Below are 25,398 nucleotides of genomic sequence, written 5' to 3' on the forward strand. Positions count from 1 at the left end.
GTGAGAAGGGGACCTAGGTCCTGAGGCCCGCGATGAGGACCTCGACCATCTTGCGCGCGTTGTAGCGCGGGTCGTTTTCGGCGCCGATACAGAGGTTCCCGACGCCGCGCATGACTTCGAGCGCCTGCAGATCGGAACGGATCTCGCCCGCCTCCGCCGCCGCGTCGAGCAAGCGGGCGCACACCGGCAGGAGGGTGTCGAGGAAGTAGGCGTGCAGCGTCTCGAACCCGGCGTTGTCCGACTGCAGTACCGCCGCCAGACCGTGTTTGGTGACCAGGAAGTCGACGAAGAGGTCGATCCAGCGCCGCAACGCCTCGTACGGGGAATCGCTCGACGCCAGCAGTTCCGGTCCGGCTTCGGCGCACGCGTCGACCTGGTGCCGGTAGACGGCGATGATGAGATCGGCCCTGGTCGGGAAATGGCGATAGATCGTGCCCATCCCGACGCCCGCCTTGGCCGCGATGTCGCGGACCGGCGCCTCGACGCCTGACGTGACGAAGACGGCCGCGGCGGCGTCGAGCAGGGTCTTCTCGTTGCGCCGGGCGTCGGCGCGTTTGGCCTTGGTGCCCTCGTCACTCATCACGCACTCCTCCACGAGCTTGCCAAACGGAACAGTGCTCCGTATCGTTAGCGGAGCAACGTTCCGCTTGCTCATCTTGCCATGGAGGACCTCGTCATGCAGTACCGCACCTTGGGCAGGACCGGTGTGCAGGTCAGCACTCTCGCGCTGGGCGCGATGAACTTCGGCGCGATCGGGCGCACCACCCAGGACGAGGCCACGGCCATCGTCGACGCCGCGCTGGCGGGCGGCGTCAATCTCATCGACACCGCCGACATGTACAGCGCCGGCGAGTCGGAGACGATGGTCGGGAAGGCCATCGCCGGTCGTCGCGAAGACATCGTGCTGGCCACGAAGGCGAGCATGCCGATGGGCGAAGAGCGCAACCACCAGGGCTCTTCTCGCCGCTGGCTGGTCACCGAGCTGGACAACAGCCTGCGCCGCCTCGGAGTCGACCACGTCGATCTCTACCAGGTCCATCGCTGGGACCCGAAGACCAGCGACGAGGAAACCCTTTCCGCGCTCACGGATCTTCAGCGCGCGGGGAAGATCCGTTACTTCGGTTCGTCGACGTTCCCCGCGTATCGCATCGTGCAGGCCCAGTGGGCCGCTCGCGAGCACCGGCTGAGCCGGTACGTCACCGAGCAGCCCGGCTACTCGATCCTGCAGCGCGGCATCGAAACGCATGTGCTGCCGGTGACCGAGGAATACGGGATGGGTGTGCTGGCGTGGAGCCCGCTGGCGTCCGGCTGGCTTTCCGGCGCGGTCCGGGAAGGCCGCGAGATCAGCACGAACCGTTCGGCCGTCCTGCCCCAGCGTTTCGACCTGACGCGGCAGGTCAACCGGACCCGGCTGGAGGCCGTCGAACGGCTGGCCAAGGTCGCCGACCAGGCGGGGCTGAGCCTGACCCAGCTCGCGCTCGGCTTCGTCGTCGCGCATCCGGGTGTGACGAGCGCGATCATCGGGCCCCGCACGCTGGAACACCTCGAGTCGCAACTCGCCGCCGCGGACACGGTGCTGCCGTCCGACGTCCTCGACGCGATCGACGAGATCGTCGCCCCGGGCACCGACCTCGCCCCCGAGGAGAAACACGACACCCCGCCCGCGCTGCTCGACGCGTCGCTGCGGCGCCGCTGAACCTCAGGTGAGCAGCTTGTCCAGTTTGGCCCGGACCCTGTCCAGGTCTTCGCTGTACTTGAGCACCGAGCCGAGCGTCCTGGCGGCGGCCGCGGCGTCCAATTCGGACATCCCGAGCGCGAGGAGCGCCTGAGCCCAGTCCAGGGATTCCGCCACCCCGGGCGGTTTCAGCAACTCCATCGCGCGGAGCCGGTGCACCGCCGTCGCGACCTGGGCCGCGAGCGTCTCGCCGAGACGCGGGATCTTGCGGCGCAGGATCTCGACCTCGCGGCCGAGGTCCGGATGTTCCAGCCAGTGATAGAGACAGCGGCGTTTCAGCGCGTCGTGCACCTCCCGCGTCCGGTTCGAGGTGAGCACCACGAGCGGCGGATGCTCGGCGCGCACCTCGCCGAACTCGGGGATCGTCACCGCGTTCTCGTCGAGGAGTTGCAGCAGGAAGGCTTCGAACTCGTCGTCGGCCCGGTCGATCTCGTCGACCAGCAGGACACACGGCGCGGTCTGCAACGCCTTCAGCAGCGGCCGGGAGAGCAGGAACCGTTCGGTGTAGAGGGACTGTTCGGCGGCCTCGACGTCGAGGCCGCCATCACCCGCTGCTTCCAGCGCCCGCAGGTGCAGCAGCTGACGGGGAAAATCCCATTCGTACAGTGCCTGCGCCGCGTCGATCCCCTCGTGACACTGGAGGCGGATGAGCGGCAGGCCGAGCGCTTCGGCCAGTCCCAGCGCGAGCGAGGTCTTGCCGGTACCCGGTTCGCCCTCGCAGAACAACGGGCGGCCGAGCGTCACGGCGAGGAACCCGGCCGTGGCGATGCCGTCGTCGGCGAGATAGCCGACCGCTTCGAGGGCTTCGGCCAGTTTCTCGGGCGATTCGACGGTCACGGTCTCGATCGTAAGCCCCGGTGAGCCGGAGATCAGCCTGGAAGATCCTCGCGGCGGTCCACGTCGTGCCCGGTGCCGAGGTCACCGCATTCGACGAGCCTCAGGTCTCGGCGCGCGCGGAGCCAGTCGCGGGCGCCCTTGTCCCCGGACGCGCCCGCGACGATCTCCGGCCACCAGCGACGGCCGAGAACCACGGGATGGCCGGGAACGCCGTCATAAGCGGCACGCGCGACGGTGTTCTCATCAGCCCCTTCGGCGACCCGGCGGACGACTTCGGCGCCGACCCCGGGCAGATCCACGAGATGGACGACGGCGGCTTCGGCATCGGTTTCGGCGAGAGCCCGCAGACCTGCGCGCAGTGACGCGCCCATGCCGGACTCCCAGTCCTCGGCCACGACGGCGGCCTCGGGATCGGGCAGGAGCGCGCGGGCTTGCGCGGCCGAGGCGCCCAGCACCACCCGGACCGGGACGCAGCCCGCTTCGGCGAGCACTCGAAGCGACCGGACGACGAACGGTTCGCCGTCGAGGACGGCCAGTGCCTTCGGTCCGCCGAACCGGCGCCCGGCCCCGGCCGCGAGGAGCAGCCCCGCGACCTCAGCCATGCCTCGCCCTGGTCGGCGGCGCCGAGGCCAGATCGGCCTCGATGGCCCGCGCCGCCGCGAGCAGCGACGGCAGCAATTCCTTCTCGACCGACTCCGGCGTGGTGCGGCTGGCGTGCGTGGAGAGGTTGACCGCGGCCACGACCTTCCCTCGCCGGTCTCGGATCGGCGCGGCGATCGAGCGGAGGCCCTCTTCGAGTTCCTGGTCGACCATCGCGTAGCCCTGCCGGTACACCTTCTCCAGCTCGGCGAGCAGGTCTTTTTGCCTGGTCAGCGTATGCGCGGTCAGCTTCTCGAGTTTGGCCGCGTCGAAGTAGCCGTGCAGGTCTTCGTTCTCCAAGCCCGCCAGCAGGACATGCCCCATCGAGGTCGCGTGGGCCGGGAAGCGGGTGCCGACGTTGATGCTGACGGTCATGATCCGCGAGACGGCCACGCGCGCGACGTAGACGATGTCCGGGCCTTCGAGCACGGAGATCGAACTCGACTCGTGCACCTCGGCGGAGAGCCGTTCGAGATGAGGCTGGGCGACCTCCGGCAGTGACAGGCTCGACAGGTACGAGTAGCCGAGTTCGAGGACCCGCGCGGTGAGCGAGAAGTACTTGCCGTCCGTGCGCACGTAGCCCAGGTCGACGAGGGTGAGCAGGAACCGGCGGGCGGCCGCCCTGGTCAGCCCGGTCGCCCGGGCGACGTCGCTCAGCGTGAGTTCGGCCGCGTCCTCGTTGAACGCCTTGATCACGGCCAGCCCGCGCTCCAGCGACTGGACATGATGCGCTCCGCGCTCGGTCACCTCGCCTTCGTCCATGGGAGAACCCTAACTGTCACCTTCCTTCCGGGCCGCAGGCTCACCGAGTTCGGCCAGTACCCGCTGGGCCACCGCGAACGCCGCGTTGGCGGCCGGGGCGCCCGCGTAGACGGCGGTGTGCAGCAGCACCTCGGAGATCTCTTGCGCGGTGAGTCCATTGTGGACGGCGGCGCGGACGTGCATCGCGAGTTCGTCGTGGGCGTGCAGCGCGGTGAGCGCGGCCAGGGTGACGCAGCTGCGGGTTTTGCGGTCGAGCCCGTCCCGCGACCAGACCGATCCCCAGGCGCCCCGGGTGATGTAGTCCTGGAACGGGCGGCTGAACTCCGTGGTGCGCGCCACGGCTCGATCGACGTGCTCGTCCCCGAGGACCTCGCGGCGCACCCGCATGCCGGTCTCGTAGGGGTCTTCGCTCATCGGACGGCCTCCAGATGTTCGAGGATCAACGCGCTGAACCGCTCCGGCTGCTCGAAACTCCCCAGATGCGCGGCGTCTTCGACGACCTCGAGCCGCGCGTCCGGGATGCCGCCGGCGATCACCTCGGCGTGCTCGACCGGGGTGGCCGGATCCTGGGCCCCGGCGATGACCAGGGTCCGCGCCGCGATCTTGGGCAGATCGTCGACGAGGTCCATCCGTTCGATGGCCTGGCAGGACGCCGCGTAGCCCTCGGCGGGGACGCCCGCGATCATCTCGCGCAGGTACTCGGCCTGTTCCGGATACGCGGCGGCGTACCCGGGGGTCAGCCAGCGGCCGACCCCGGCCTCGGCGACCGCCGCGGTGCCGTGCTCCCGGACCGTCTTCGCCCGGTCCGCCCACATACTCGGCGGGCCGAGTTTCGCGGACGTGCAGCACAGCACGAGACTCGCGATCCGGTCCGGCGCGTTGACGCCGAGCCACATCCCGGTCATCCCGCCGAGCGACAGCCCGACGACATGGGCTCGTTCGGCACCGTGCTCGTCGAGCAGCGCGAGCAGGTCACCGCCGAGATCCGCGAGTGTGTACGGCCCGGCAGGCACCGGGGACGCGCCGTGCCCGCGGGTGTCGTACCGGATCACCCGGAAACCCTGCGCCACCAAGGGTTTCACCTGCGGTTCCCACATGCGATGATCGCTGCCGAGCGATCCGCTGAACACCACGACCGGGCCGTCGGCGGGCCCCTCCGCGACGCTGTGCACCTTCACCGGCTCGGACCTCGAAGACCTAGACATCGAAGAACACCGTCTCCCCTTCGCCCTGCAACCGGATGTCGAACCGGTAGCCCTCACCGGTCTTGGTGGCGATCAAGGTGCCTTGGCGCTCCTCCGGGACCGACGCCAGCACCGGATCCCCGGAGTTGTCGTTGTCCTCGAAGTAGATCCGCGTGACCACCCGGTGCAGGAGCCCGCGTGCGAATACCGAGACGTCGATATGCGGCGCCTGCTCGCCGCCTGCCGGTCCGGGCAGCGAGCCGGGCATGATCGTCCGGATCTCGTAGTCGCCGTTCGGGTCGGTGGGGCAGCGGCCGAAGCCCCGGAACCCGCTCGCGACCGCTCCGCGCGGGTCGTCGGGGTGGTCGAACCGGCCGTCGGCGTCGGCCTGCCAGGTCTCGATCATCGCGTCCGGCACCGGTTCGCCCGCGCCGTCGAGGACACGGCCGTGGATACGGATCGCGGCCGGTTCGTCCGCGGGGACGACGTCCGGCCCGTCCGCCCAGGGCAGGCCGATCGACAGGTACGGGCCGACGGTCTGGGAAGGCGTCGTCTCCGGCATCAGTGCTCGTCCTCCTCGTCTTCGAAGACCGAAGCCTCCCGGCCGCGTACGACGATGTCGAACTGGAAGGCCAGCGCCCACTCGGCCTCCGTGCGGTCGAGGTCGAAGCGCGCGATCATCCGCTGCCGCGCCTTCTCGTCCGGGATGGAGTTGAAGATCGGGTCCTGCGAGAACAGCGGGTCTTCCGGGAAGTACATCTGGGTGACCAGCCGCTGGGTGAACGCGCTGCCGAAGACGGAGAAGTGGATATGCGCCGGCCGCCAGGCGTTGTCGTGGTTCTTCCACGGATACGCGCCCGGTTTGACGGTGGTGAAGGTGTAGCGCCCTTCGGAGTCGGTGAGCGTCCGGCCCGCGCCGTCGAAGTTCGGGTCCAGCGGCGACGGCCAGCGGTCGCCGGTGTGCCGGTACCGGCCGCCCGCGTTCGCCTGCCAGATCTCGACGAGCGAATCGCGGATCGGCCGGCCGTCGCCGTCGAGCAGCCGCCCGGTGACGATGATCCGCTGACCCTGCGGCTCCCCCGCGTGCCCCTTGGTGAGGTCGTTGTCGAACTCGCCGATCCGGCCAGGGCCCAGCGCGGGCCCGGTGACCTCGGTCAGCAGATGCGGGAGCACGATCAACGGCTCCTTGGGGTGCCGCAGCGCCGTCGACCGGTAGCCGGCGGAATCGAGCGGCGGATGCGTGCCCTCCGGATCGCGCCGGTAGCGCGGGAGCCTCAGTTCTGCGGGTGCCGACATGCTGTTCCCTCCAGCGCGGATCAGTGGGTCACTGGGCTTCGACGACGATGGCCAGCCCCTGGCCGACGCCGATGCAGATGGCGGCCAGACCCCATCGGCCGCCGGTGCGGCGCAGGTGGTGGGCCAGGGTGCCGACGATCCGGCCGCCGGAGGCGCCCAGCGGATGCCCGATCGCGATCGCGCCGCCGTTCACGTTGACGATCTCCGGGTCGAGCTTCGACCAGTCCCGCAGACAGGCCAGCGACTGCGCGGCGAAGGCCTCGTTCAGCTCCACCGCGGCCAGGTCCTCCCAGCCGATCCCGGCCCGCTCCAAGGCGATCTCGGCCGCGCGCACCGGGCCGATGCCGAAGACGTCCGGATCGACACCCGCCGCGCCCCGGCCGGCGATCCGGGCCAGCGGCGCCTTGCCCAGCCGCTTGCCCGCGGCCTCGTCGCCGAGCAGCAGCGCGGAGGCGCCGTCGTTCAGCGGCGACGCGTTCGCGGCCGTGACCGTCCCTTGTGGACGGAAGACGGGCTTCAGCTTCGCGAGCTTCTCCGGGCTGGAGTCCGGCCGGATACCTTCGTCGCGGGTGAGTTCGACCCCCTCGACCGGGACGACGTGGTCGTCGTAGAAGCCCTCGTCCCAGGCGCGGGCGGCGTTGACGTGGCTGCGGACGGCGAACGCGTCCTGCTCGTCGCGGCCGATGCCGTAGCGCTCCGCGAGCTGCTCGGTGGACTCGCCGAGCGAGACCGTCCACTGCTCGGGCATCTTCGGGTTGACCATGCGCCAGCCCAGCGCGGTGGAGTACAGCGTCTGGTTGCCCGCCGGGAAGGCCTTCTCCGGTTTCTGCATGACCAGCGGCGAGCGGCTCATCGACTCGACCCCGCCGGCGACCGCGAGCGAGGCGTCGCCGACCTGGATCGTCCGGCTGGCCTGCATGACGGCGTCGAGGCCCGAGCCGCACAGCCGGTTCACCGTGGCGCCGGGCACGGTGGTCGGCCAGCCCGCCAGCAGCGCCGCCATCCGCGCGACGTTGCGGTTGTCCTCGCCCGCGCCGTTGGCGTCGCCGAGCACGACCTCGTCGACGGTGGCCGGGTCGAGGTCGTTGCGCTCGGCCAGCGCCCGCAGCACGGTGGCGGCGAGGTCGTCCGGGCGCACCCCGGACAGGGCGCCGCCGTACTTGCCGAACGGGGTACGGATGGCGTCGAACAGGAAGACGTCGGTCATGCGCTCGCCCTTTTGAGGTCTCGGAGGATGCGGAGTTCTGCCTCGGTCGGCGCCGGGGTGGTGCCCAGGTCGCCGGACACCTTCAGTTTCCACCCGGTCGCTTCGACCACCTGATCGACCTCTACACCGGGGTGCAGTTCGGTGAGCGTGAGCTCGGCGGTCTCCGGGTCGGGCCGCATCAGGCCGAGGTCGGTGACCACCAGCGTCGGCCCGGCGCCGGGGAGGCCGAGGCGTTCGCGATCACCCTTGCCGGTGCCGTGGCCGAACGACGTCACGAAGTCGACCTTCTCGACGAACGTGCGGGGGCTCTGCCTGAGCACCACGAACACCTCGCGACAGGAAGCGGCGATCTCCGGCGCCCCGCCCGCGCCCGGGAGACGCACCTTGGGGTTGGCGTAGTCCGGGCCGATGACGGTGGTGTTGATGTTGCCGAACTTGTCCAGTTGGGCGGCGCCCAGGAAGCCGACGTCGATCCGCCCCGGCTGGAGCCAGTAGTTGAAGACCTCGGGGACGCTGACCACGGCGTCCGCGGTGTCGGCGAGTTCGCCGTCGCCGATGGACAGCGGGAGCCTGGTCGGTTTGGCGCCGAGGCAACCGGATTCGTAGATCAGTGTCAGGTTCGGCGCGTGCCCGCGGCGAGCCAGGTTGGCGGCCGTGCTGGGCAGGCCGATGCCGACGAAACAGGACATCCCGTCGCCGAGCGCGCGGGCCGCGGCGACGCTCATCATCTCGTCGGAGGTGTACTCGGTCATGCCTTCACTCCCGTCAGCTCGTCGAGCCAGCGGGTGAAACTCTCCCTGTCCCGGCCGATCGCGTCCCATGCCTGGTAGGCGTCGTTGTCCCGTTCGTAGTAGCCAGCCGCGTACGACGGCCTCGCTCCGCCGGGCACCTCGGCCACGGCGGTGACGGCCCACGACGGAAGGACGATCGCGCCCGGCCGGGGCTCCAGCTCGTCGACGACCTCTTCGACGGTGACCAGCGACCGTTTCGCCGCGAGCACCGCCTCCTTCTGGACGCCGGTGATGCCCCAGATCTGGACGTTTCCGGCCCTGTCCGCGCGCTGGGCGTGGACGATCGTGACGTCCGGGTTGAGCGCGGGGACCGCCGCCAGCCGCTCACCGGTGAACGGGCAGGTGATGGGTTTGATCGTTTCGGTCTGGGCCGGGAGATCGGTGCCGGTGTAGCCGCGCAGGACGGCGAACGGCAGGCCCGAAGCACCGGCGACGTACCGATTCGCCATGCCCGCGTGGCTGTGTTCCTCTATCTCCAGTGGCACCGGCCAGGAGTGCTGGACCGCGTCACGGAACCGGTGCAGCGAGCCGACCCCGGGATTGCCGCCCCACGAGAAGATCAGCTTGCTCGCGCAGCCCGCGCCGATGAGCTGGTCGTAGACGATGTCCGGCGTCATGCGGACCAACGTCAGGCCGGTGCGGCCCTGACGGATGATCTCGTGGCCGGCGGCCACGGGGATGAGGTGCGTGAAGCCCTCGAGCGCGACGGTGTCACCGTCGTGCACCAGCCGTGCCACGGCTTCCTTCAACGACAGCAGCTCCGCCATCCCCACCCTCCCAGGCCGTCCATGATGCTGTTCGGATCGCGCACACATGTTCTGCATATGAACATAGCTCAGCCGACGCGAGCGTGCAACCAAGCGCGATAGCGGCGCAGCGCCAAGGCCTGCAGAACCGTTTCCACCACGAGCGCCACCTTCGGATCCACGCCGGGCCTGGTACGCCGTCCCGCGCCGAGCCGACGAAGCTGCCGCCGGACGCGCGCCATGCTCGCGGCGGACGCGACGGCCTTGTCGCCGATCCGGACCGGCGCGAGTTCCACGGCGGCGTCCGCGTCGTGCCGCCACTTCGCGGGCAGCCCCGGGTCGACGGCCAAGGCGGTGCCCATGCCGACGAGTTCCACGCCGCTCGCCAGGACTTCTTCCGCGACGCGCCTGCGGACCACGCCACCGGTCAGCATCAGCGGCAGCGCACTGGTCCGGACGAGTTGCTCGGCGAGCGACAGGAAATAGGCCTCCCTCGCCCGGGTTCGGTCGTCGCCGGACTGCCCGGTCATCGCCGGGCTCTCGTAGCTGCCACCTGACAGTTCGACCAGGTCGACACCGAGCGGCGCGAGCATCGAGATGACCGACGCGGCGTCGTCGGCATCGAAACCACCCCGCTGGAAATCCGCGGAGTTGAGCTTGACGGCCACGGCGAACCCGGGCGCCACGACGGCGCGGACCGCGCGGACGACGTCGAGCAGGAACGCCGCCCGGTTCTCCAGGCTTCCACCCCACCGGTCTTCACGGCGATTGGCCAGCGGGGAAAGAAACTGCGAGAGGAGATAGCCGTGCGCCGCGTGGATCTCGACGCCGTCGAAACCCGCCTCTTCGGCGCGACGGGCGGTCTCGGCGAACCGCGCCACGGTCTCCTCGATCTGCCGCGCGGACATCTCGACCGGCTCGGCGAACCGCTTGCTGTTCTTGCCGACGTCGACCCGGACGGCCGACGGGCCCCAGGCGACCCCGGGCATGTCCGCCCGCACCTGACGTCCCGGATGGTTGATCTGCATCCACACCCGCGCGCCGCCGCTCTTGGCCGCCGACGCCCACCGCCGGAACGGTTCCAGCGGCGAGTCCGCGTCGAGGACGACACCGGCCGGCCCGGTGAGCGCCTCCGCGTGGACCATGACGTTGCCGGTGATGAGCAGGCCCGCCCCACCCTCGCTCCACCGGCGATACAGCTCGAACAAGGACTTGCCGGGCAGCTGCCCACGGCTCGCCATGTTCTCCTCCATCGCGGCCTTCACCAGGCGGTTCGGCAGCGTCGAGCCACCGGGAAGGGTGAGCGGCTCGAAGACCGGCGAGGAGGTTTTCTCGACTGCAGATGACATCCCTGCTCCCGAACGAGGTATGTTTACATTGCTCACATGAGCATAGGAAGGGGATGTAAGCAGTGTCAACATCGACGAAGAGTGGCTACCATCACGGCGACTTGAGAGCGTCACTGCTGACCACGGCGATGCGCATGCTCGAAGCCGGCGAACAGTTCTCCTTGCGCGCCGTCGCACGCGAAGCGGGCGTTTCGGCGACAGCGCCGTACCGGCACTTCGCCGACAGGGATGCCCTGGAGTCGGCATTGGCCGCGCAAGGCCTGCGCGACCTGAAAGAAGACCTCGCACAGGGGCGCGAACTCCCGGCCTCAGTAGAGGATCTCGCCGAACTCGCGGTCGCCTACGTCGACTTCGCCTTGCGTCGCCCGGCGTTGTTCCGCCTCATGTTCGGGAACGCCTGCGACACGGGGAGCAACGAACGCGTCCAGGCCGCGGCGGACATCCACGAACTCCTGCGACTGGCGATGACGCACGTGTTCTCCGAGCCTTCGGACGCCCTCGCCTCGGCGGGCTGGGCACTCGCCCACGGGCTCGCGTACCTGTTCCTGGACGGCAAACTCCAGGTGGAGTCGGACGACGAGATCGCCGAGCAGGTGCGCGCCGCGTTCACCGCGATCCTGGCGGCACGAGCACGCTAACCGGTGTTGACAGTGCTCACATCGACGCTTAGGGTCTCGAATGTAAGCATTGTAAACATCCCGGGAGATCCGATGACACAGGAAACGGTCACCGTCGATCTGGGTGGACGCGCGGTCGACGTCCCGAAAGGCGGCCTGTACGACCGCTACCGCATGGACATCGATCTCGACACCGTCGCCGCCGACCCGCGCGTGAGCGGCGTCGACTTCTTCCGGCGCCTCCCCAAGGCGCGGGTCGACTCCCCGATCGGCCCGACGCTGACGCCCAACTTCTACTACCGGATCGCGACGGCCCGGCTGACGTTGACGGCGCCTTCCCGGGCGATCCGGCGCCGTCTCCCCGAAGAGCTCGCGCCACTGGAGGTCGCGCCGGGCCTCGGCCTGGTGTCGGTGATGGTGTTCCGGTACGACGTCTGCGACATCGACTTCTACACCGAGGCAGCGGTGGGCATCGCGGTCCGGCCCGCCCGGCACGGACGGCTCGGCTTCTTCGATCTCGTGACCGGCCTCAAGAACGAACACCTTCACTCGTACGTGCTGTCCCTTCCGGTCAGCTCCGACATCGCCCAGGTCCGCGGCCACGACGGCTACGGATTCCCGAAATGGGTGACGAGCCTCGACGTCGACATCGACGCCGAACGCACCGAAGCGCGCGTCGCGAACGACCGCGGCGAAACCGATCTCGCCCTTTCGGTGGCGACGCCACGCCAAACCACGCACAAGTCCGGCGAGCAGGTTTCGAGCCTCACGTCGTACACCACCATCGGGAACGCGTGGCATGCGACGCTGAGCCAGACCAACGTCCTCTCGGCCGGAAGCGCGACGTTCCCGCGCGGCGTCGGCCTCCGGCTGGGCGAGGGACGTCTCTCCGATGACCTTCGCTCGCTCAACCCCCGCAAGCCGATCCGCCTCGACGTGATGACCGAAGGGCAGCTCGCGCTCCACATGCCGGTCCCCACCTCCGTCCGGGAACAGGAGGCCCGCAAATGACCAAACGCGTTCTGACCGTCGTCACCAACGTCGGCCACTACGACGATCCTTCCCACCCGACCGGGTTGTGGCTGTCCGAGCTCACCCATGCCTTCCACGTCTTCGCCGAGCGCGGTTTCGAGCAGACGATCGTCAGCCCGCGAGGCGGACGATCGCCGCTCGAACCCCGATCGCTGAAGTTCCCCAACTACGACAAGACCGCCAAGGCCTGGCACGCCGACCCGGACCGGATGGCGTTGCTGGAGAACACCGCCGCCCCGGACGAAATCGACTCGGCGGACTTCGACGCGATCTACTTCACCGGCGGCCACGCGGTCATGTACGACTTCCCCGACAGCGAAGGCCTGCAACGGATCACCCGCGAGATCTTCGAACGCGGCGGCATCGTTTCCTCCGTCTGCCACGGTTACTGCGGCCTGCTGAACACGAGGCTGTCCGACGGTTCATATCTCGTCGCGGGCCGCAAGGTCACCGGCTTCGCCTGGCGCGAGGAAATCCTCGCGAAGGTGGACAAGCTCGTGCCCTACAACGCCGAAGAAGAGATGAAGAAACGCGGCGCGCACTACGAAAAGGCCAAGCTGCCCTTCGTCTCCTACGCGGTGGTCGACGACAATCTGGTGACCGGCCAGAACCCTGGATCCGCGAAGGAGACGGCGAAGAAGGTGGCGGAGCTGCTGTGATCAGCCGAGCCCACTGCCGGGCGGGAACCATTCGACGGCCTTGAAATCCCCGCTTTCGACCCGTTCGAAGGTCGCGCTGCTCAGGCACGGCGGGACGATCTGCTGGTGCTCGGGATCCGGACCCCAGCTGTAGCCGAGCCGGTCGCGCTTGCCGTTGTCGTACACCGTCATCCCGACCCGGCGGTCCTTGAGACCGGGGACGTCCGTGTCCTCGACGATGCCGGTGACGACGGCGACCGGGCCGCCGACGACCAGGCAGTCGATCCTGCCGCGAAAGTAGGCGGAGAACCCGTCGCCCACGTGGCTCACCCGGAACGTCCCCCGGCTCTCCGGGAAGAGACCGTGCGCGTCGAAGGCGAACCGGACGTCCTGACCGTCCTTGCGCAGCATCTTGGCGCTGCCGACGAGACTCGGCTCGGCCGGTTTGCCCTTGCCCGCTTCCTCGCCCGACGCCGGACCGGCCGCGACAAGTGTCGTGGCGAGGACCATCGCGGCACCGACGGCCGCGAGTTCTCGTGATCGTTTCATGTTCCACCCCTTGAATCCCCTGGTCGCGGAGCGTTTCCGCGCCTCTCACGATCCCGGGGTGCCGGACGGTGACGACTCCCCCGCGCAGGGGAAGCGCCTCCCTCATAACGGGGATTTCCATATTTGGGATACCAACTGCTGCCCACTAGGCTGGGCGCGTGACCTCGACGATCGCGGTGACCCGGTGGATTCCCGACGAAGCGCTGAAAGTGCTCGCCGAGGCCGGGGAGGTGAAACTGTCGCGCGCCGACCGGCCGCTGACGCCGGACGAACTGCGTGAGTTCGTCCGCGGCTCGTCCGCGATCGTCGGCATGCTGCACGACCGGATCGACGGAGAGGTCGCCGACGCGGCGGGCCCGGACCTGAAGGTCGTGGCGAACGTGGCCGTCGGCTACGACAACATCGACGTCCCGGCACTGGCCGGCCGCGGCATCACCGTCACCAACACCCCCGGCGTGCTCACCGACGCCACCGCGGATCTGGCGTTCGGGCTGATCCTCGCGGTCACGCGACGGCTCGGCGAGGGCGAACGGCTGATCCGCTCCCGCACGCCCTGGTCGTTCCACTTGGGTTTCCTGCTCGGCTCCTCACTGCAGGACAAGACACTCGGGATCGTCGGGCTCGGACAGATCGGGCAGGCGGTCGCGCGGCGGGCGCTCGGTTTCGGCATGCGGATCGTCTACTCAGGACGATCGAGGGCCGCCGAAGACGTCGAGAAGACCTTGGGCGCGAAGTACGTGCCCTTCGACGAACTGCTGCGAAGCTCCGACGTCGTGTCTCTTCACTGTCCGCTGACGCCGGAGACCCGGCATCTCGTCGACGCGGACGCGCTGAAGGCGATGAAACCGGGCGCGTACCTGATCAACACCACGCGCGGTCCCGTCGTCCACGAGGCCGCGCTGGCCGACGCGCTCGAAGCCGGGGAAATCGCCGGTGCCGGCCTCGACGTCTTCGAAGCCGAACCCGAGGTCGAACCACGCCTGCTGGATCGCGAAAACGTCGTCTTGACGCCGCATCTCGGATCGGCGACGGTCGAGACCCGTACTGCCATGGCCGTGCTCGCGGCCGAGAACGTCGCGTCGGTACTCACCGGCGGAAACCCGCTGACGGAGGTTCGTCCATGACTCGTGTGGTCATCGCGCCCGACAAGTTCAAGGGAAGCTTGACCGCGGTCGAGGCCGCGGAGGCGATCGCCCACGGCGTCCGCGACGCGCTGCCCGAAGCCGAGGTCTCGTCCTGCCCGGTCGCCGACGGCGGCGAAGGAACGCTCGACGTCCTCGTCGCGGCGGGTGGCCGTCTCGTGGAACTCCCCGTCCGCGGGCCGCTCGACGACACCGTCGACGCCCGCTACGTGACCCTCGACGGCACGGCCTACATCGAATCGGCCCGCGCCTGCGGGATCGAGTTCGTCGAGCCGAGCCCGGAGGTGGCGCTCGCCGCGCACACCTGGGGCGTCGGGGAACTGCTCGCGCACGCGCTCGACAACGGCGCGCGACGGCTGGTGCTGACCGTCGGCGGGACGGCGAGCACCGACGGCGGCGCCGGGATGCTGGCTGCACTGGGTGCCGGGGTCTTCGACGCGTTCGGCGCGCCGGTCGGGCTCGGCGGCGGCACGCTGGGCCGGGTCGCGCTGGCCGAACTCGGCCCGGTGCGTGAACGGCTCCGCTCCGTCGAGGTCGCCGTCGCCACCGACGTCACGAACCCGCTGCTCGGCCCTCGTGGCGCGGCCGCGATCTTCGGCCCGCAGAAAGGCGCGGGCCCACGCGAAGTCGAGCAACTGGACGAATCCCTGTCCCGCTGGGCGCAGGCGTTGCGGAACGCCGGTGCACCCGATGTCTCCGACGTTCCCGGAGCGGGCGCGGGCGGCGGGGTGGCGGCGGGCGCGATCGCGGGACTCGGCGCGAGCGTCGAATCCGGTTTCCAGCTCATCGCCGGGCTCACCGGAGTCGCCGGCGCCATCGAACACGCCGACCTCGTCATCACCGGCGAAGGCTCGCTGGACGAGCAGAGCCTCGACGGCAAGGCACCGGCGGGCATCGCGGCCCGCGCACGGGAACACGCGGTACCGCTGATGGTGCTGGCCGGGCGGATCCAGCTGGACGAGGGCCAGCTCACCGGCCTCGGGGTCGTGGGCAGCGCCGCCCTGATCGACCACGCGCCTTCACTCGACCACGCGCGTGCGCACGCGGCGGAGCTCCTGCGCGAGCGAGCCGGCGAGCTGGTCCGCGCCTGGGCCCGTACTTGAGCCTGGGCAGCGACGCCTGCCCGCGGGCTCAGCTACCGGGCTGAGGCTGAGCCTGCGGGAGTACGGCGAAGGCGACTTCGCCGGTTTCGTCCTGCTGGACGTCGAGGACCTTGTCGTCGAGCAACGCGGCCGCTTCCGGCTCCAAGAACACCTTCGGGCCGCCGTCGGCGCCGAGGACCTTGTCGCCGCTTTCCGGCTCCGGAGCGACGGAAACCGCGAGCTGGGGACTGTCCCCCTGCTGGGAATGCATGGCGAACCGCAGCCCGCCTCCGTCCTGGCCGTTCTCCTGCCCGGTCAGTGCGGTGATCGCCTCGGCGGCGGCTTCGGTGACTGTCAGCATCTCTGCCCTTCCTTCGTCGCGGTCTTGCACTTGACCGACCACGCTAGGGGGTGTCGGCATGGCCCGCCGTCTGAGTGAAGATCATTTTTCGCCGACGTCCGGCTCCTCTTCGGCCAGCCGCATGGCATGCGACTCCCCTTCGCGGATCTCCGCCGGCGTGGTCCCGAACCGGTCGGCCCCGCTCCAGTGCTCGGGCGGTTCGACGCCTTCTTCGAGCGGGTCGACACGGAGTTCGTCCTCGTCGAGCGCTTCGCTGGGATCCAACGTTTCCGGCTCCGCGGTCTCACGGTCGCTCATCGGCCGCTCCCTCCTGGTCGGACGTTGACGGGGGCGTGCTGTACTCGACCCCGTCCCTGTGGCTTACCCGGCGTCTCCGCAGGCCAAACGGCGGTGCTGTCGCGGGGATCACAGTTTCTCAGGTGGTTCATCAGCTTCACAAGTTTGTGAAACAAGGAGTAGCGTCGTCGGTATGACCACCACCAGGTGGGCGCCAGGGCACCGGATCATCCGGCGCGCGCCGGAGCGGCACCACGAACTCGGCAACCACGCCGCTTGGTACGTCGTCGCCGGTGTCGCCGCCACCGGCCTGCAGGCGGTGTTGTTCCTCCTCCTGCAGCCGATCCTCGGCCCGCAGTTGGCCAACCTGGTCGCCCTCGCGGTCACCACCGTCGGGAACACCGAGTTCCACCGCCGGGTCACCTTCGCCACCCGCAAGAGTCACGCGGGCAAGCGGCATTTCCAGGATCTGGCGACCTTCGCCTTCTACGCCGTGTACGGCTCGATCGTGCTCGCGTCCCTCGACGCGGTGATCACCGAGCCCACCGCACTGGAACAGACCGGCGCGCTGCTCGCGGCCAGTGTCGTGGGCGGCATCGCACGCTTCGCGGTTCTTCGCTGGTGGGTCTTCGCGCGGCGGAACGCCTAGGCGGTGTCCGGCCGGCCGGACACCGCCTAGTCTTCATCGCGTGGCAGAGATCAACGGCCCGCACGACGGCGGTTCGGAACCCGACTACCGCTTCACGCTCGCCAACGAACGGACCTTCCTCGCCTGGCTCCGGACGGCGCTGGGCCTGCTGGCCGGCGGTGTCGCCGTCCACCAACTGGTCCCCGACCCGAACGCACTGAGCACCGTCCTGGCGGGGCTGTGCGTCGTGCTGGCCGCCGTCCTCGCGGCGAGCGCCTATCCGCGCTGGCGTCGGGTGCAGACCGCGATGCGCGCGGGGCAGCCGCTGCCGAAGAGCGGGATGCTGCTCCTGCTGACCGCCGGAATCCTCGTGATCACCCTGACCGCCGCGGCGCTGGTCGTCTTCTCGTGAGCCCGGCCGATCACGGAGCGCAAGCGGAACGGACGGGGCTCGCCTGGCGCCGGACCGCGCTCGCGGCTACTGCCTGCACACTCCTGCTTTTGCACACCGCGGCCCGGCGAGGATGGGGCACGGCGGTCATCCCGGTCGCCTTCGCGGGGGCCATGGTGATCACCTTGGCCGCCGTCGGCGCGATCCGTGAACGAGCACTGCGCCGTCCGGAAACCCCGAAACCTCTTAACCCGATCCTTGCTGTCACAACGTCGGCACTCGTCGTAGCGACGGCGGCCGCACTGATCGCGGTGCGCTAAGTCCCGCACACATCCAGCGACGCCGAAGCCTCTTTTCGCGACGCAGAGTCTCGGTTGTATTAAGCCGACTCCGGCGAATGGGCTATCTCTAGTTGAAATCTTTACTGCCGTCCGATCGGCGCTTACGATTACGCTGCGTCGCAACGGCGGCAGATGAATCTGATCTTACGGAGCATCTGCCGCCCTCAATCGTTACGGAGTGTTGACCCCTCGACAGCGACGGTCGCAGGGTCGGCCGGGGAGGACGACCATGCAAGCAACTTCAAGCGCGTCCAGAACCGTCACCCCCGATGCGGTCCCCGGATACACGACTCCGGAGCACCTGCCTCGACCGGGCGGACGGCTGACGAAGGAGGACCTCGATCCCCTCGTCAAGGACGCGGGCGACGGGAATCCCGCCGCGATCCAGTCCCTGCTGCGGATGATCGGCCCCGTCGTGGTCCGGTACTGCCGCGCCAGAATGGGCGGCCGCGACCTGTCCTACCTGTCGGCGGACGACGTCGCGCAGGAAGTGTGCATGGCGGTGCTGAAGGCACTGCCCGGCTACCAGGATCGCGGCGGTTCGTTCCTCTATCTCGTGCACGCCATCGCCGCCAACAAGGTCGCCGACGCCTACCGCGCCGTCTCCCGCGACCGGTCGGAACCGGTACCGGAACTGCCGGAGCGGCCCATCGGCGACAACGAGCCCGAAACCCACGCCCTGCACCTGGACCTCGGTGCCCGCCTCAACCGCCTGCTCTCCACCCTCCCGCGGGTGCAGCAGGAGATCCTCGCCCTCCGGATCGCCGTCGGCCTGTCCGCCGCCGAGACCGCCGAGGCACTCGGGATCTCCGCCGGCAACGTGCGCGTGACGCAGCACCGCGCACTGGCCCGCCTGCGGACGATGGTCAAGCAGGACGAGTTCTGATCTTTCTTCCCCCTGCCGCAGGTCGTCGATCGGCGGTTCTCAGGCGCCCGGACCCCGCGCCGCCCACTTTCTTCCTTCCCCCGGTTTCCCGCCGGGGTTTCGTCGTGTCTTGTGAAGGCGCCTGATGGACTGAGGGGAGCTTTCGCTGCGTCTAATGCGGGGCGGACGTTGCGAAAGTGATTTCTTGACACCGTCCTGGCGGAGCCGAGGCCGGTGAGCGGGGAAGATTTCGGACGTTCAGCGTCCCGAATCCTCCCCACTCGGCCAGACGTCCTTGTCTCTCACGTGAGGCGATAAGCCCGCCGCGCCGTCCCGTCGAAGAAGTCCAGCCGTTCGGCGTCGCTCAGCGAACCCGTCAGCGAAAACGCCGTGTCCACGACGACTTCGTACGCGGCCGCCAGTTCGCAGACCGGCCAGTCGGAGCCGAACATCAGCCGCGAAGCCCCGAACGACTCCAGCACGTGCTCGGACCAGCGCGCCAGCTGGCCGACCTTCCACCGTGCCCAGTCCGCCTCGGTCACCAGCCCCGAAAGCTTGCAGTACACGTTGTCCAGCTCCCCCAAGGCCGCGACACCGTCCGCCCACGGCTGCCATTCGCCCGAGGCGATCGGCGGCTTCGCGGCGTGGTCGAGGACGAAAACCTGATCCGGCAACGCTTTCGCGGCGGCGAGGGCCGCGGGAAGCTGCGGCGGTTTCACCAGGAGGTCGTACGCCAGCCCGGCCTCGCCGAGGGCGGCGAGACCGCGCAGGACCTCGGGCCGCGTCAGCCACGACGGGTCCGGCTCGTCCTCGACCTGGTGCCGGATTCCCACCAGCGGCCCGGAAAACGCGGCCACGCGCTCCGCGACGTCGGGAGCGGCGAGGTCGGTCCAGCCGACGACGCCGGCGATCAGCGGTTCATCCCGCGCCGCGGAAAGGAACTCGCGCGTCTCCTCCTCCGACGAGACCGTCTGCACCAGCACGGTCCCCTTCACCCCCGCCGCCTTCGTCACCGCGCGGAGATCGTCCACTGTGTACGGACGCCGGATCGGTTCCAGCGCCGTGCCCGTCATCCACGGGTAGTCCCGCCGCGACGGGTCCCAAAGGTGGTGGTGCGCGTCGATCACGACTGTCCTTCCTCCCGCAGCACGGTGTCCTCACGCAACAGTCCCGCACGGATCAGGTCCGTCCACAACTCGCGCGGCACCGGGCGGCGGAAGCGTTCGGCGTTGAGCCGGACCTGGCCCGGATCGTGCGCGCCGACGACGACGGACACCACCGACGGATGCGCGGCGGGCAGCGCCAGCGCGGCTTGCGGGAGTTCGACACCGTGCCGCGCGCAGACCTCGGCGATCAGCTGGGCGCGTTCGACCAGCTCAGCGGGGGCCTCGGCGTAGTCGTACATCGTGCCCGGCGTCGCGGTGGCGAGGATCCCGGCGTTGAACGCGCCGCCCGCCACCACGTCCACCCCGCGTTCCGCGCACAGCGGGAGGAGATCGTCGAGGGCGGGCTGGTCGAGCAGGGTGTACCGGCCCGCCAGCAGGATCACGTCGAGATCGAACCGGCGGACGAATTCCGCGAGCATCGGCGCCTGGTTCATCCCGGCGCCGATGGCATCGACGACACCCTGCTCGCGCAGTTCGAGCAGCGCGGGGAAGGCTCCGTTGACGGTGTCCTCGAAGTGCTCGTCGGGGTCGTGCACGTAGACGACGTCGACGCGGTCGAGCCCGAGCCGATCCAGACTGTCCTCAAGCGACCGGAGGATCCCGTCGCGGCTGAAGTCCCACCGTCGTTTGTACGCGGCGGGAACGACGAAACCTTGCGAGTCGGTCCGCGAAGCGCCGTCGGGATCGGGCTCCAGTACCCGGCCGACCTTGGTCGACACCACGAAGTCCGCGCGGGGATACGCCGAAAGCGCCGCGCCCAGCCGTCGTTCCGACAGCCCGAGCCCGTAGTGCGGGGCGGTGTCGAAGTAGCGGATGCCTTCGTCCCACGCCTGGCGGACGGTCGCTTCGGCCGTCTCGTCGGTGATGGCGTGGTACAGGTTGCCCAGCTGCGCGCAGCCGAGCCCCAGCGGGGACAGGGGAATCTTCACGGAAGCTCCCAGACGAGGCCGATACCCGAATCGTTGCCCGAGTAGTCGTCTTCGACGTCGAGCAGTTCGGACATCCGCGCCTGCCAGGGAATGTTGGCCGGATGATCGCGCAGGACCGCGCGCATCTTCGCGTAATCCTCGACCTCGACCACGTGGAACAGGTCGAGACCGTCCCGCCAGATCCGCCACGAACGCACACCCGCGCCGCGCAGGGCTTCGTCCAGGTCGGGCGGGATGACGGCGTGGACCGACTCGTATTCGGCCTCCTTGCCCGGCTTCAGCCGGGTGTGGAGTGCCACTCTTTGTAGTGCGACACCGTGGGTCACCGCGCCTCCTTCATTCGAAACATGGCACTCTGTCAACTAACACTCAAACATCCGAGGTCTTCGGGGAGGGCGGTGGAACATGCCGGTCACCGATGTCGCGATCGACAAGATCAAGGACATGATCATCTCCGGCGAGCTTGCTCCGGGCGACAGGCTGCCGAAGGAGGCCGAACTGGCCCAGCGGCTCGGCCTGTCCCGCAGTTCGCTGCGCGAAGCGGTGAAGGCGCTGTGCCTGATCCGCGTGCTCGACGTCCGCCAGGGCGACGGCACGTACGTCACCAGCCTCGAACCGAATCTCCTGCTCGACGCGATGACGTTCGTGGTGGACTTCCACCGCGACGACACCGTGCTGGACTTCCTCGCCGTCCGCCGGATCCTCGAACCGGCGGCGACGGCGCTGGCCGCACTGCACATGAGCGACGAGGACATCGCGGAACTAGGCCGCCTGCTCGACGAGCTGGCCGATTCGCCGACGGTGGAGGCGCTGGTCGCGAACGACCTGCAGTTCCACCGCAAGATCGCCGACGGCTCCGGCAATCCGGTGCTGTGCTCGCTGCTGGACAGCCTGTCCGGCCCCACCGCGCGCGCCCGCATCTGGCGCGGGCTCACCCAGGAGGGCGCGGTCGCGAAGACCCGCGAGCAGCACACGGCGATCTACGAGGCCATCGCGGCCCGTGAGCCCGAGCTCGCGCGTTCGTGGGCCACCGTGCACGTGGCCGGGGTGGAGCAGTGGCTCCGCAACGCGCTCGGCACCGCCGACGACCCCACCACGGCCGCCGAAGCTTCCTGACACCGCTCTCTCCTCTCTCACGTCCTCTAACCGGCCCTTCGCGCGCTAGGAACGGTCCTTTCCTCGCAAAATTTGCAAGGAAAGGACCGTTCATCGCATCGGCGAGGGGGCTAGGTCTGGGCCTTCCCACCGGCATAGCGGGAAATGATCAACGCGACCAGGATGATCACGCCGTAGATCGCCTTGAGCCATTCCGGCGGCACCTGCGCCACCTGCAGCAGGTTGGTGACGGTCTGCAGCAGCAGCACACCGGTGAGCGCCCCGACCAGGGTGCCCTTCCCACCGTCCAGTGAGACACCGCCGATCACCGCAGCGGCGAACACCTGAAGGATCAATCCGTCGCCCTGGTCCGCACCGAGCGCGCCGACGTAGCCGGTGTACGCGAGCCCACCCAGCGCGGCCAGCACACCGGCCACGACGAAGACGCCCCACGAGATCCGGTCGACGCGGATACCGGCGGCCCGCGCGGCTTCGGAGTTGCCGCCGATGGCGTAAAGCGACCGTCCGATCCGGTGATACCGCAGGCCCAGCCCGAACGCGGTGAACAGCGCCGCGGCCAGCCACACCGACATCGGCAGCCCGATGAACGTCGTCGTGGCCAGCGCGGTGAACACGTCCAGCTGGTCGAAGAGCGTCTTCCCCTGGGTGGAGCCGATCTGCGTGCCGCGCAGCACCGTCAGCATCGCCAGCGTGACGATGAAGGCGTTCAGCTTCAGTTTGACGATCAGGAAACCGTTCACGAAGCCGACCGCGGCACCGGCCACCAGCACGGCGAGGATGCCCGCGAATCCGGGGATCTCGGTGCCGAAACCCGAAGAAGCCACCGGGATGACCAGCATCGCGCCCAGCGCGGGCGCCATGCCCATGGTGGATTCCAGTGACAGGTCGAACTTCCCGGTCAGCAGGACGAGCGATTCACCCAGCACCACCATCGACAGCGCGGCCGAGGCGGACAGGATCCCGACGATGCTGCCGAAGGTCAGGAACGTGTCGCTGATCAGTCCTCCGATGATCAGCACCACGATGAGCGCCGGCACGAGCGCGAGTTCGCGCAGCCAGCGGAACTTCCGGCGCTTCGGCGGGGCCGTGAGCGTCGAAGTCTTCGGATCGGTCATCAGTTCGGTCACCGCTCGACTCCTTCGATGTCGGCCACCAGGTCGCCGTCGGACCAGCCCGCCCGGTGTTCGGCGACCACGGCGCCGGCACGCAGCACCAGCACCCGGTCGCTCAGGCGGAGATCGTCCAGCTCGTCGCTGACGATCAGCACCGCCTTCCCCTCGGCCCGCACCCGGTCGACGACCGCGAGCAGCGCCTCCTTCGATTTGACGTCCACTCCCGCGGTCGGGTTGATCAGCACCACCAGGCGCGGATCACCGGCCAGCGCGCGGGCCAGGACGACCTTCTGCTGGTTGCCGCCGGAAAGGTCGGACACCGGCTGGTCCGCGTCGGCCGCGACGATGTCGTAATCCCGCAACGCTCGCACGGCCCGGCCGTACCGCGCGCCCGGTGCCGCGAGCCCGCCCTTGCCCATACGATCCAAAATGGACAGTGTGGCGTTGTCGGCGACGGAGTGCTCCAGCACCAGTCCTTCGTGATGGCGATCCCTCGGCACACAGCCGATCCCGGCACGGATCGCGGCCGGGATGTCGCCCGGTTTCAACGGTTTCCCGTCCACCCGGACCGTGCCGGAGGACGGCGAACGCAGTCCGTACACGGTTTCGGCGACCTGATGCTTGCCGCTGGCGTTGCTGCCCGCGAGCCCGATCACCTCGCCGCGGTGGATCCGGAACGTCACATCCGCGAAGCCGTCACCGGAAAGCCCGTCGACGGCCAGGACCTCGGCGGCGTCCTCGTCCAGCGCCTCGCGCGTGGAGGCGTCGCGGACGGAAAGCCCGCCCTGTTCGCCGGTCATCGCGTCGATCAGCTCGGCCCGGCCGACCTCGGAGACCGGCGCGGTCAGGATGTGCTTGGCGTCGCGCAGCACGGTGACCGCCTGGCACACCTCGTAGACCTCGTGGAGGTGGTGCGAGATGAACAGGAACGTCACGCCGTTCGCCTGCATCTGACGCATCCGCGCGAAAAGCCGGTCGATCGCCTGGCTGTCCAGCTGCGCCGTCGGCTCGTCGAGCACGATGAACCGGGCGCCGTAGGAGAGCGCCCTCGCGATCTCGACGAACTGCCGGTCCTCGACCGAGAGCTCGCCCGCCGGGGTGTCGACGTCGACCCCCACGTCCCAGGAGTCGAGCAGATCCCTTGCCTGACGGCGCAATCGCTGCCAGCCGATCGCGAACCCCTTACCGGACTGTTTCGATGAGCCCTCGGCGGGAAAAAGTACCTCGGACTGGCGGTTGAGGAACAGGTTCTCCGCGACGGTCAGCTGCGGGACGACCATCGCGTGTTGGTAGACGCAGGCGACCGCGCGTTTCCAGTCGTCCTGTTTGGACAAGGGCGGCGCGGGGACGCCGCCGAACTCGACGTGACCGGTGTCCGTTTTGGACAGTCCGGTGAGGATGGAGACGAGCGTCGATTTCCCCGCACCGTTGCGGCCGACGAGCGCGTGCGACTCGCCGGGGTGCACGGTGAGGCTGACGTCGGACAGCGCCACGGTCGGTCCGTAGCGTTTGCCGACACCCTGTGCGCTGACCACCGGCACGGCGGCGGACCCGGCGGGCAGCGCGCTCACAGGTTGTTCCCCCAGAGTGCCTTGTCGTCCACGTTGTCCTTGGTGACGACGGGCGCGGGGAGCTGGTCTTCGAGGATCCCCGGCCGGACCTCGACGACGGTGCTGCCGTGGTCGGTCGGCCCCGCCTTGAAGGTCTCCCCCGCCATCGCCTTCTTGATCCAGTACATGCCGTACTTGGCGTAGTCGTCGGCGGGTTGGGAGACGGTCGCGTCGAGTTCGCCCGCGCGGATCGCGGCCAGCTCCTGGGGAATGCCGTCGTTGCTGACCAGCACGACGTGCTTCGGGTCGCCGACCGGGAAGGAGAGGTTCTTGCGTTTGAGCGCCTGCTGCGTCGGCGCCAGGTACACCCCGCCCGCCTGCATGTACACGGCCTTGATGTCCGGGTTCGCGGTCAGCAGGCTGTCCAGGCCGGACGAAGCCTTGTCCGCCTTCCATTCGGCGGCGACCTCCAGCACCTGGACGCCCGGGAACTTCGTCTTCATGCATTGACGGAACGCTTCGGAGCGGTCGCGGCCGTTGACCGAGGCCAGGTCTCCCATGACCTGCACGACCTTGCCCGAAGTGACCTTCGCGCCGATCGCCTCGCAGGCCTTGGTGCCGTACGCCTTGTTGTCCGCGCGCACCACCATCGCGACCTTGCCGCCCTCCGGCGCCACGTCGACGGCCACCACCGGGACACCCTTGTTCTCCGCCGCCTTGAGGCCGGCCACGACGGCGGCGGAGTCCAGCGGCGTCACGACCAGGCCCTTGACGCCCTGGTTGAGCAAGGTGTTGATGTCGGTGATCTGCTTCGCCGGATCGCTGTCCGCGTTGACCGTGGGCAGCGCCTCGACGCCCTGTTCCTTCGCCTTCTGCGGTACGTAGTTGTTGTAGGCCTGCCAGAACGGCGAGGTCAGCAACGGGATCGTCGCGCCGACCTTGCCGCCCCCGCCCTGGGGAGCAGTGGCTGCGTTGTTCTTAGTGGACCCACAGGCCGACAGCGCCAGCCCGAGCGCGGTGGCCGCGGCGGCCACCTTGATCACCCTCGTACGCACCG

General features: G+C 69.2%; 31 protein-coding genes and 1 pseudogene. 11 read left to right on the top strand and 21 right to left on the bottom strand.

Annotated features, from left to right (window positions below; all coding sequences use genetic code 11):
- Nucleotides 1-13: 13 nt before the first annotated feature.
- Nucleotides 14-580, bottom strand: coding sequence for a TetR/AcrR family transcriptional regulator (locus tag AMK34_RS40850; protein WP_038509694.1), 567 nt, complete (start codon nt 578-580; stop codon nt 14-16).
- 96 nt (nt 581-676) lie between these two features.
- Here AMK34_RS40850 and AMK34_RS40855 point away from each other — a divergent pair, with 96 nt between their 5' ends.
- On the top strand, nt 677-1,696 hold the full coding sequence (locus AMK34_RS40855) for an aldo/keto reductase (protein ID WP_073849188.1): 1,020 nt from the start codon (nt 677-679) through the stop codon (nt 1,694-1,696).
- Nucleotides 1,697-1,699: 3 nt separating this feature from the next.
- Here AMK34_RS40855 and AMK34_RS40860 read toward each other — a convergent pair whose 3' ends face one another.
- The 11 genes from AMK34_RS40860 to AMK34_RS40910 all read right to left on the bottom strand — a co-directional run bounded on the left by AMK34_RS40860 (nt 1,700) and on the right by AMK34_RS40910 (nt 10,546).
- On the bottom strand, nt 1,700-2,572 hold the full coding sequence (locus tag AMK34_RS40860) for an AAA family ATPase (protein WP_073849120.1): 873 nt from the start codon (nt 2,570-2,572) through the stop codon (nt 1,700-1,702).
- A 32-nt stretch (nt 2,573-2,604) separates the two neighbouring features.
- Nucleotides 2,605-3,174 carry a nucleotidyltransferase family protein gene (locus AMK34_RS40865; RefSeq protein ID WP_073849121.1) on the bottom strand — a complete coding sequence of 190 codons (570 nt, stop codon included), beginning with the start codon at nt 3,172-3,174 and terminating at the stop codon, nt 2,605-2,607.
- Nucleotides 3,167-3,973: an IclR family transcriptional regulator domain-containing protein gene (locus AMK34_RS40870; RefSeq protein WP_073849122.1), complete on the bottom strand. Its 807-nt coding sequence runs from the start codon at nt 3,971-3,973 to the stop codon at nt 3,167-3,169. Before AMK34_RS40870 ends, AMK34_RS40865 begins: the two co-directional genes overlap by 8 nt.
- 9 nt (nt 3,974-3,982) lie before the next feature.
- Nucleotides 3,983-4,387 (bottom strand): 4-carboxymuconolactone decarboxylase, encoded by a 405-nt coding sequence (gene pcaC, locus AMK34_RS40875; RefSeq protein ID WP_038509685.1) that lies wholly within the window; start codon nt 4,385-4,387, stop codon nt 3,983-3,985.
- Entirely contained in the window at nt 4,384-5,178 is a 795-nt protein-coding gene (gene pcaD, locus AMK34_RS40880) for a 3-oxoadipate enol-lactonase (protein ID WP_073849123.1), read from the bottom strand. The genes pcaC and pcaD overlap by 4 nt, the downstream gene beginning before the upstream one ends.
- Nucleotides 5,171-5,719: a protocatechuate 3,4-dioxygenase subunit alpha gene (pcaG, locus tag AMK34_RS40885; protein ID WP_038509680.1), complete on the bottom strand. Its 549-nt coding sequence runs from the start codon at nt 5,717-5,719 to the stop codon at nt 5,171-5,173. The genes pcaD and pcaG overlap by 8 nt, the downstream gene beginning before the upstream one ends.
- On the bottom strand, nt 5,719-6,453 hold the full coding sequence (gene pcaH / locus AMK34_RS40890; RefSeq protein WP_037342185.1) for a protocatechuate 3,4-dioxygenase subunit beta: 735 nt from the start codon (nt 6,451-6,453) through the stop codon (nt 5,719-5,721). The genes pcaG and pcaH overlap by 1 nt, the downstream gene beginning before the upstream one ends.
- 28 nt (nt 6,454-6,481) lie before the next feature.
- The gene (locus AMK34_RS40895) at nt 6,482-7,660 is read right to left on the bottom strand and encodes a thiolase family protein (protein WP_073849124.1); all 1,179 of its coding nucleotides are present in this window, start codon (nt 7,658-7,660) and stop codon (nt 6,482-6,484) included.
- Nucleotides 7,657-8,412, bottom strand: coding sequence for a CoA-transferase subunit beta (locus AMK34_RS40900; protein WP_037342182.1), 756 nt, complete (start codon nt 8,410-8,412; stop codon nt 7,657-7,659). Before AMK34_RS40900 ends, AMK34_RS40895 begins: the two co-directional genes overlap by 4 nt.
- Nucleotides 8,409-9,218, bottom strand: a complete 810-nt coding sequence (locus AMK34_RS40905; protein ID WP_073849125.1) for a CoA transferase subunit A — start codon at nt 9,216-9,218, stop codon at nt 8,409-8,411. The genes AMK34_RS40900 and AMK34_RS40905 overlap by 4 nt, the downstream gene beginning before the upstream one ends.
- 68 nt (nt 9,219-9,286) lie before the next feature.
- Nucleotides 9,287-10,546 carry an NADH:flavin oxidoreductase/NADH oxidase family protein gene (locus AMK34_RS40910; RefSeq protein ID WP_073849126.1) on the bottom strand — a complete coding sequence of 420 codons (1,260 nt, stop codon included), beginning with the start codon at nt 10,544-10,546 and terminating at the stop codon, nt 9,287-9,289.
- Between the two features lie 101 nt (nt 10,547-10,647).
- On the opposite strand from AMK34_RS40910, the gene AMK34_RS40915 reads away from it, so the two are divergent.
- The 3 genes from AMK34_RS40915 (at nt 10,648) to AMK34_RS40925 (ending at nt 12,854) form a co-directional block, all read left to right on the top strand.
- Complete coding sequence (locus AMK34_RS40915) at nt 10,648-11,184, top strand: TetR/AcrR family transcriptional regulator (RefSeq protein WP_228694900.1); 537 nt, start codon at nt 10,648-10,650, stop codon at nt 11,182-11,184.
- A 72-nt stretch (nt 11,185-11,256) separates the two neighbouring features.
- Nucleotides 11,257-12,174, top strand: coding sequence for an acetoacetate decarboxylase family protein (locus tag AMK34_RS40920; RefSeq protein ID WP_073849127.1), 918 nt, complete (start codon nt 11,257-11,259; stop codon nt 12,172-12,174).
- Entirely contained in the window at nt 12,171-12,854 is a 684-nt protein-coding gene (locus tag AMK34_RS40925; RefSeq protein WP_073849128.1) for a type 1 glutamine amidotransferase domain-containing protein, read from the top strand. Before AMK34_RS40920 ends, AMK34_RS40925 begins: the two co-directional genes overlap by 4 nt.
- Here the strand turns inward: AMK34_RS40925 and AMK34_RS40930 are convergent, their stop codons facing one another.
- Entirely contained in the window at nt 12,855-13,382 is a 528-nt protein-coding gene (locus AMK34_RS40930) for a hypothetical protein (RefSeq protein WP_073849129.1), read from the bottom strand.
- Between the two features lie 158 nt (nt 13,383-13,540).
- On the opposite strand from AMK34_RS40930, the gene AMK34_RS40935 reads away from it, so the two are divergent.
- On the top strand, nt 13,541-14,506 hold the full coding sequence (locus tag AMK34_RS40935) for a 2-hydroxyacid dehydrogenase (RefSeq protein ID WP_038509665.1): 966 nt from the start codon (nt 13,541-13,543) through the stop codon (nt 14,504-14,506).
- Nucleotides 14,503-15,627: a glycerate kinase gene (locus AMK34_RS40940; protein ID WP_073849130.1), complete on the top strand. Its 1,125-nt coding sequence runs from the start codon at nt 14,503-14,505 to the stop codon at nt 15,625-15,627. Before AMK34_RS40935 ends, AMK34_RS40940 begins: the two co-directional genes overlap by 4 nt.
- Nucleotides 15,628-15,655: 28 nt before the next feature.
- Here AMK34_RS40940 and AMK34_RS40945 read toward each other — a convergent pair whose 3' ends face one another.
- Together AMK34_RS40945 and AMK34_RS40950 are read right to left on the bottom strand one after the other, a co-directional pair.
- Nucleotides 15,656-15,967 (bottom strand): hypothetical protein, encoded by a 312-nt coding sequence (locus AMK34_RS40945; RefSeq protein ID WP_005153325.1) that lies wholly within the window; start codon nt 15,965-15,967, stop codon nt 15,656-15,658.
- Between the two features lie 96 nt (nt 15,968-16,063).
- Nucleotides 16,064-16,264 (bottom strand): annotated as a pseudogene (locus AMK34_RS40950) (hypothetical protein); the annotation flags it as partial.
- A gap of 172 nt (nt 16,265-16,436) precedes the next feature.
- Between AMK34_RS40950 and AMK34_RS40955 the strand changes: the two are divergent.
- The 4 genes from AMK34_RS40955 to shbA all read left to right on the top strand — a co-directional run bounded on the left by AMK34_RS40955 (nt 16,437) and on the right by shbA (nt 18,489).
- Entirely contained in the window at nt 16,437-16,892 is a 456-nt protein-coding gene (locus tag AMK34_RS40955) for a GtrA family protein (protein ID WP_073849131.1), read from the top strand.
- 40 nt (nt 16,893-16,932) lie between these two features.
- Entirely contained in the window at nt 16,933-17,283 is a 351-nt protein-coding gene (locus tag AMK34_RS40960; RefSeq protein ID WP_038509659.1) for a YidH family protein, read from the top strand.
- The gene (locus AMK34_RS40965; RefSeq protein WP_073849132.1) at nt 17,280-17,582 is read left to right on the top strand and encodes a DUF202 domain-containing protein; all 303 of its coding nucleotides are present in this window, start codon (nt 17,280-17,282) and stop codon (nt 17,580-17,582) included. Before AMK34_RS40960 ends, AMK34_RS40965 begins: the two co-directional genes overlap by 4 nt.
- 250 nt (nt 17,583-17,832) lie before the next feature.
- Nucleotides 17,833-18,489 carry an RNA polymerase sigma factor ShbA gene (shbA, locus tag AMK34_RS40970; protein ID WP_016336345.1) on the top strand — a complete coding sequence of 219 codons (657 nt, stop codon included), beginning with the start codon at nt 17,833-17,835 and terminating at the stop codon, nt 18,487-18,489.
- A gap of 281 nt (nt 18,490-18,770) precedes the next feature.
- Here shbA and AMK34_RS40975 read toward each other — a convergent pair whose 3' ends face one another.
- The 3 genes from AMK34_RS40975 to AMK34_RS40985 are packed head-to-tail and all read right to left on the bottom strand — an operon-like array spanning nt 18,771 to nt 20,862.
- Nucleotides 18,771-19,595 carry an amidohydrolase family protein gene (locus tag AMK34_RS40975; protein WP_073849133.1) on the bottom strand — a complete coding sequence of 275 codons (825 nt, stop codon included), beginning with the start codon at nt 19,593-19,595 and terminating at the stop codon, nt 18,771-18,773.
- Nucleotides 19,592-20,563 carry an aldo/keto reductase gene (locus tag AMK34_RS40980; protein WP_073849134.1) on the bottom strand — a complete coding sequence of 324 codons (972 nt, stop codon included), beginning with the start codon at nt 20,561-20,563 and terminating at the stop codon, nt 19,592-19,594. The genes AMK34_RS40975 and AMK34_RS40980 overlap by 4 nt, the downstream gene beginning before the upstream one ends.
- The gene (locus AMK34_RS40985; RefSeq protein ID WP_016336348.1) at nt 20,560-20,862 is read right to left on the bottom strand and encodes an L-rhamnose mutarotase; all 303 of its coding nucleotides are present in this window, start codon (nt 20,860-20,862) and stop codon (nt 20,560-20,562) included. Before AMK34_RS40985 ends, AMK34_RS40980 begins: the two co-directional genes overlap by 4 nt.
- Before the next feature lie 106 nt (nt 20,863-20,968).
- Between AMK34_RS40985 and AMK34_RS40990 the strand changes: the two genes are divergently transcribed.
- A complete protein-coding gene (locus AMK34_RS40990; protein ID WP_016336349.1) occupies nt 20,969-21,679 on the top strand; it encodes a FadR/GntR family transcriptional regulator in 711 nt (236 codons plus the stop codon).
- A gap of 110 nt (nt 21,680-21,789) precedes the next feature.
- Here the strand turns inward: AMK34_RS40990 and AMK34_RS40995 are convergent, their stop codons facing one another.
- The 3 genes from AMK34_RS40995 to AMK34_RS41005 are packed head-to-tail and all read right to left on the bottom strand — an operon-like array spanning nt 21,790 to nt 25,396.
- The gene (locus AMK34_RS40995; protein WP_073849135.1) at nt 21,790-22,806 is read right to left on the bottom strand and encodes an ABC transporter permease; all 1,017 of its coding nucleotides are present in this window, start codon (nt 22,804-22,806) and stop codon (nt 21,790-21,792) included.
- On the bottom strand, nt 22,803-24,362 hold the full coding sequence (locus AMK34_RS41000) for a sugar ABC transporter ATP-binding protein (protein WP_073849136.1): 1,560 nt from the start codon (nt 24,360-24,362) through the stop codon (nt 22,803-22,805). The genes AMK34_RS40995 and AMK34_RS41000 overlap by 4 nt, the downstream gene beginning before the upstream one ends.
- On the bottom strand, nt 24,359-25,396 hold the full coding sequence (locus AMK34_RS41005; protein ID WP_073849137.1) for a sugar ABC transporter substrate-binding protein: 1,038 nt from the start codon (nt 25,394-25,396) through the stop codon (nt 24,359-24,361). The genes AMK34_RS41000 and AMK34_RS41005 overlap by 4 nt, the downstream gene beginning before the upstream one ends.
- Nucleotides 25,397-25,398 lie beyond the last annotated feature (2 nt).

The sequence above is a fragment of the Amycolatopsis sp. CB00013 genome, assembly GCF_001905755.1.
GTDB lineage: Bacteria > Actinomycetota > Actinomycetes > Mycobacteriales > Pseudonocardiaceae > Amycolatopsis > Amycolatopsis japonica.

Bases quoted from the DNA above. Each gene is read 5' to 3' on its own strand.
- AMK34_RS40900 (WP_037342182.1), bottom strand. From the start codon at position 8,412: ATGACCGAGTACACCTCCGACGAGATGATGAGCGTCGCCGCGGCCCGC.
- AMK34_RS40855 (WP_073849188.1), top strand. From the start codon at position 677: ATGCAGTACCGCACCTTGGGCAGGACCGGTGTGCAGGTCAGCACTCTC.
- AMK34_RS40920 (WP_073849127.1), top strand. From the start codon at position 11,257: ATGACACAGGAAACGGTCACCGTCGATCTGGGTGGACGCGCGGTCGAC.
- pcaH (WP_037342185.1), bottom strand. From the start codon at position 6,453: ATGTCGGCACCCGCAGAACTGAGGCTCCCGCGCTACCGGCGCGATCCG.
- AMK34_RS40870 (WP_073849122.1), bottom strand. From the start codon at position 3,973: ATGGACGAAGGCGAGGTGACCGAGCGCGGAGCGCATCATGTCCAGTCG.
- pcaD (WP_073849123.1), bottom strand. From the start codon at position 5,178: ATGTCTAGGTCTTCGAGGTCCGAGCCGGTGAAGGTGCACAGCGTCGCG.
- AMK34_RS40930 (WP_073849129.1), bottom strand. From the start codon at position 13,382: ATGAAACGATCACGAGAACTCGCGGCCGTCGGTGCCGCGATGGTCCTC.
- AMK34_RS40955 (WP_073849131.1), top strand. From the start codon at position 16,437: ATGACCACCACCAGGTGGGCGCCAGGGCACCGGATCATCCGGCGCGCG.
- AMK34_RS40850 (WP_038509694.1), bottom strand. From the start codon at position 580: ATGAGTGACGAGGGCACCAAGGCCAAACGCGCCGACGCCCGGCGCAAC.
- AMK34_RS40865 (WP_073849121.1), bottom strand. From the start codon at position 3,174: ATGGCTGAGGTCGCGGGGCTGCTCCTCGCGGCCGGGGCCGGGCGCCGG.
- shbA (WP_016336345.1), top strand. From the start codon at position 17,833: ATGCAAGCAACTTCAAGCGCGTCCAGAACCGTCACCCCCGATGCGGTC.
- AMK34_RS40895 (WP_073849124.1), bottom strand. From the start codon at position 7,660: ATGACCGACGTCTTCCTGTTCGACGCCATCCGTACCCCGTTCGGCAAG.
- pcaC (WP_038509685.1), bottom strand. From the start codon at position 4,387: ATGAGCGAAGACCCCTACGAGACCGGCATGCGGGTGCGCCGCGAGGTC.
- AMK34_RS40990 (WP_016336349.1), top strand. From the start codon at position 20,969: ATGCCGGTCACCGATGTCGCGATCGACAAGATCAAGGACATGATCATC.
- AMK34_RS40940 (WP_073849130.1), top strand. From the start codon at position 14,503: ATGACTCGTGTGGTCATCGCGCCCGACAAGTTCAAGGGAAGCTTGACC.
- pcaG (WP_038509680.1), bottom strand. From the start codon at position 5,719: ATGCCGGAGACGACGCCTTCCCAGACCGTCGGCCCGTACCTGTCGATC.
- AMK34_RS40945 (WP_005153325.1), bottom strand. From the start codon at position 15,967: ATGCTGACAGTCACCGAAGCCGCCGCCGAGGCGATCACCGCACTGACC.
- AMK34_RS40905 (WP_073849125.1), bottom strand. From the start codon at position 9,218: ATGGCGGAGCTGCTGTCGTTGAAGGAAGCCGTGGCACGGCTGGTGCAC.
- AMK34_RS40925 (WP_073849128.1), top strand. From the start codon at position 12,171: ATGACCAAACGCGTTCTGACCGTCGTCACCAACGTCGGCCACTACGAC.
- AMK34_RS40910 (WP_073849126.1), bottom strand. From the start codon at position 10,546: ATGTCATCTGCAGTCGAGAAAACCTCCTCGCCGGTCTTCGAGCCGCTC.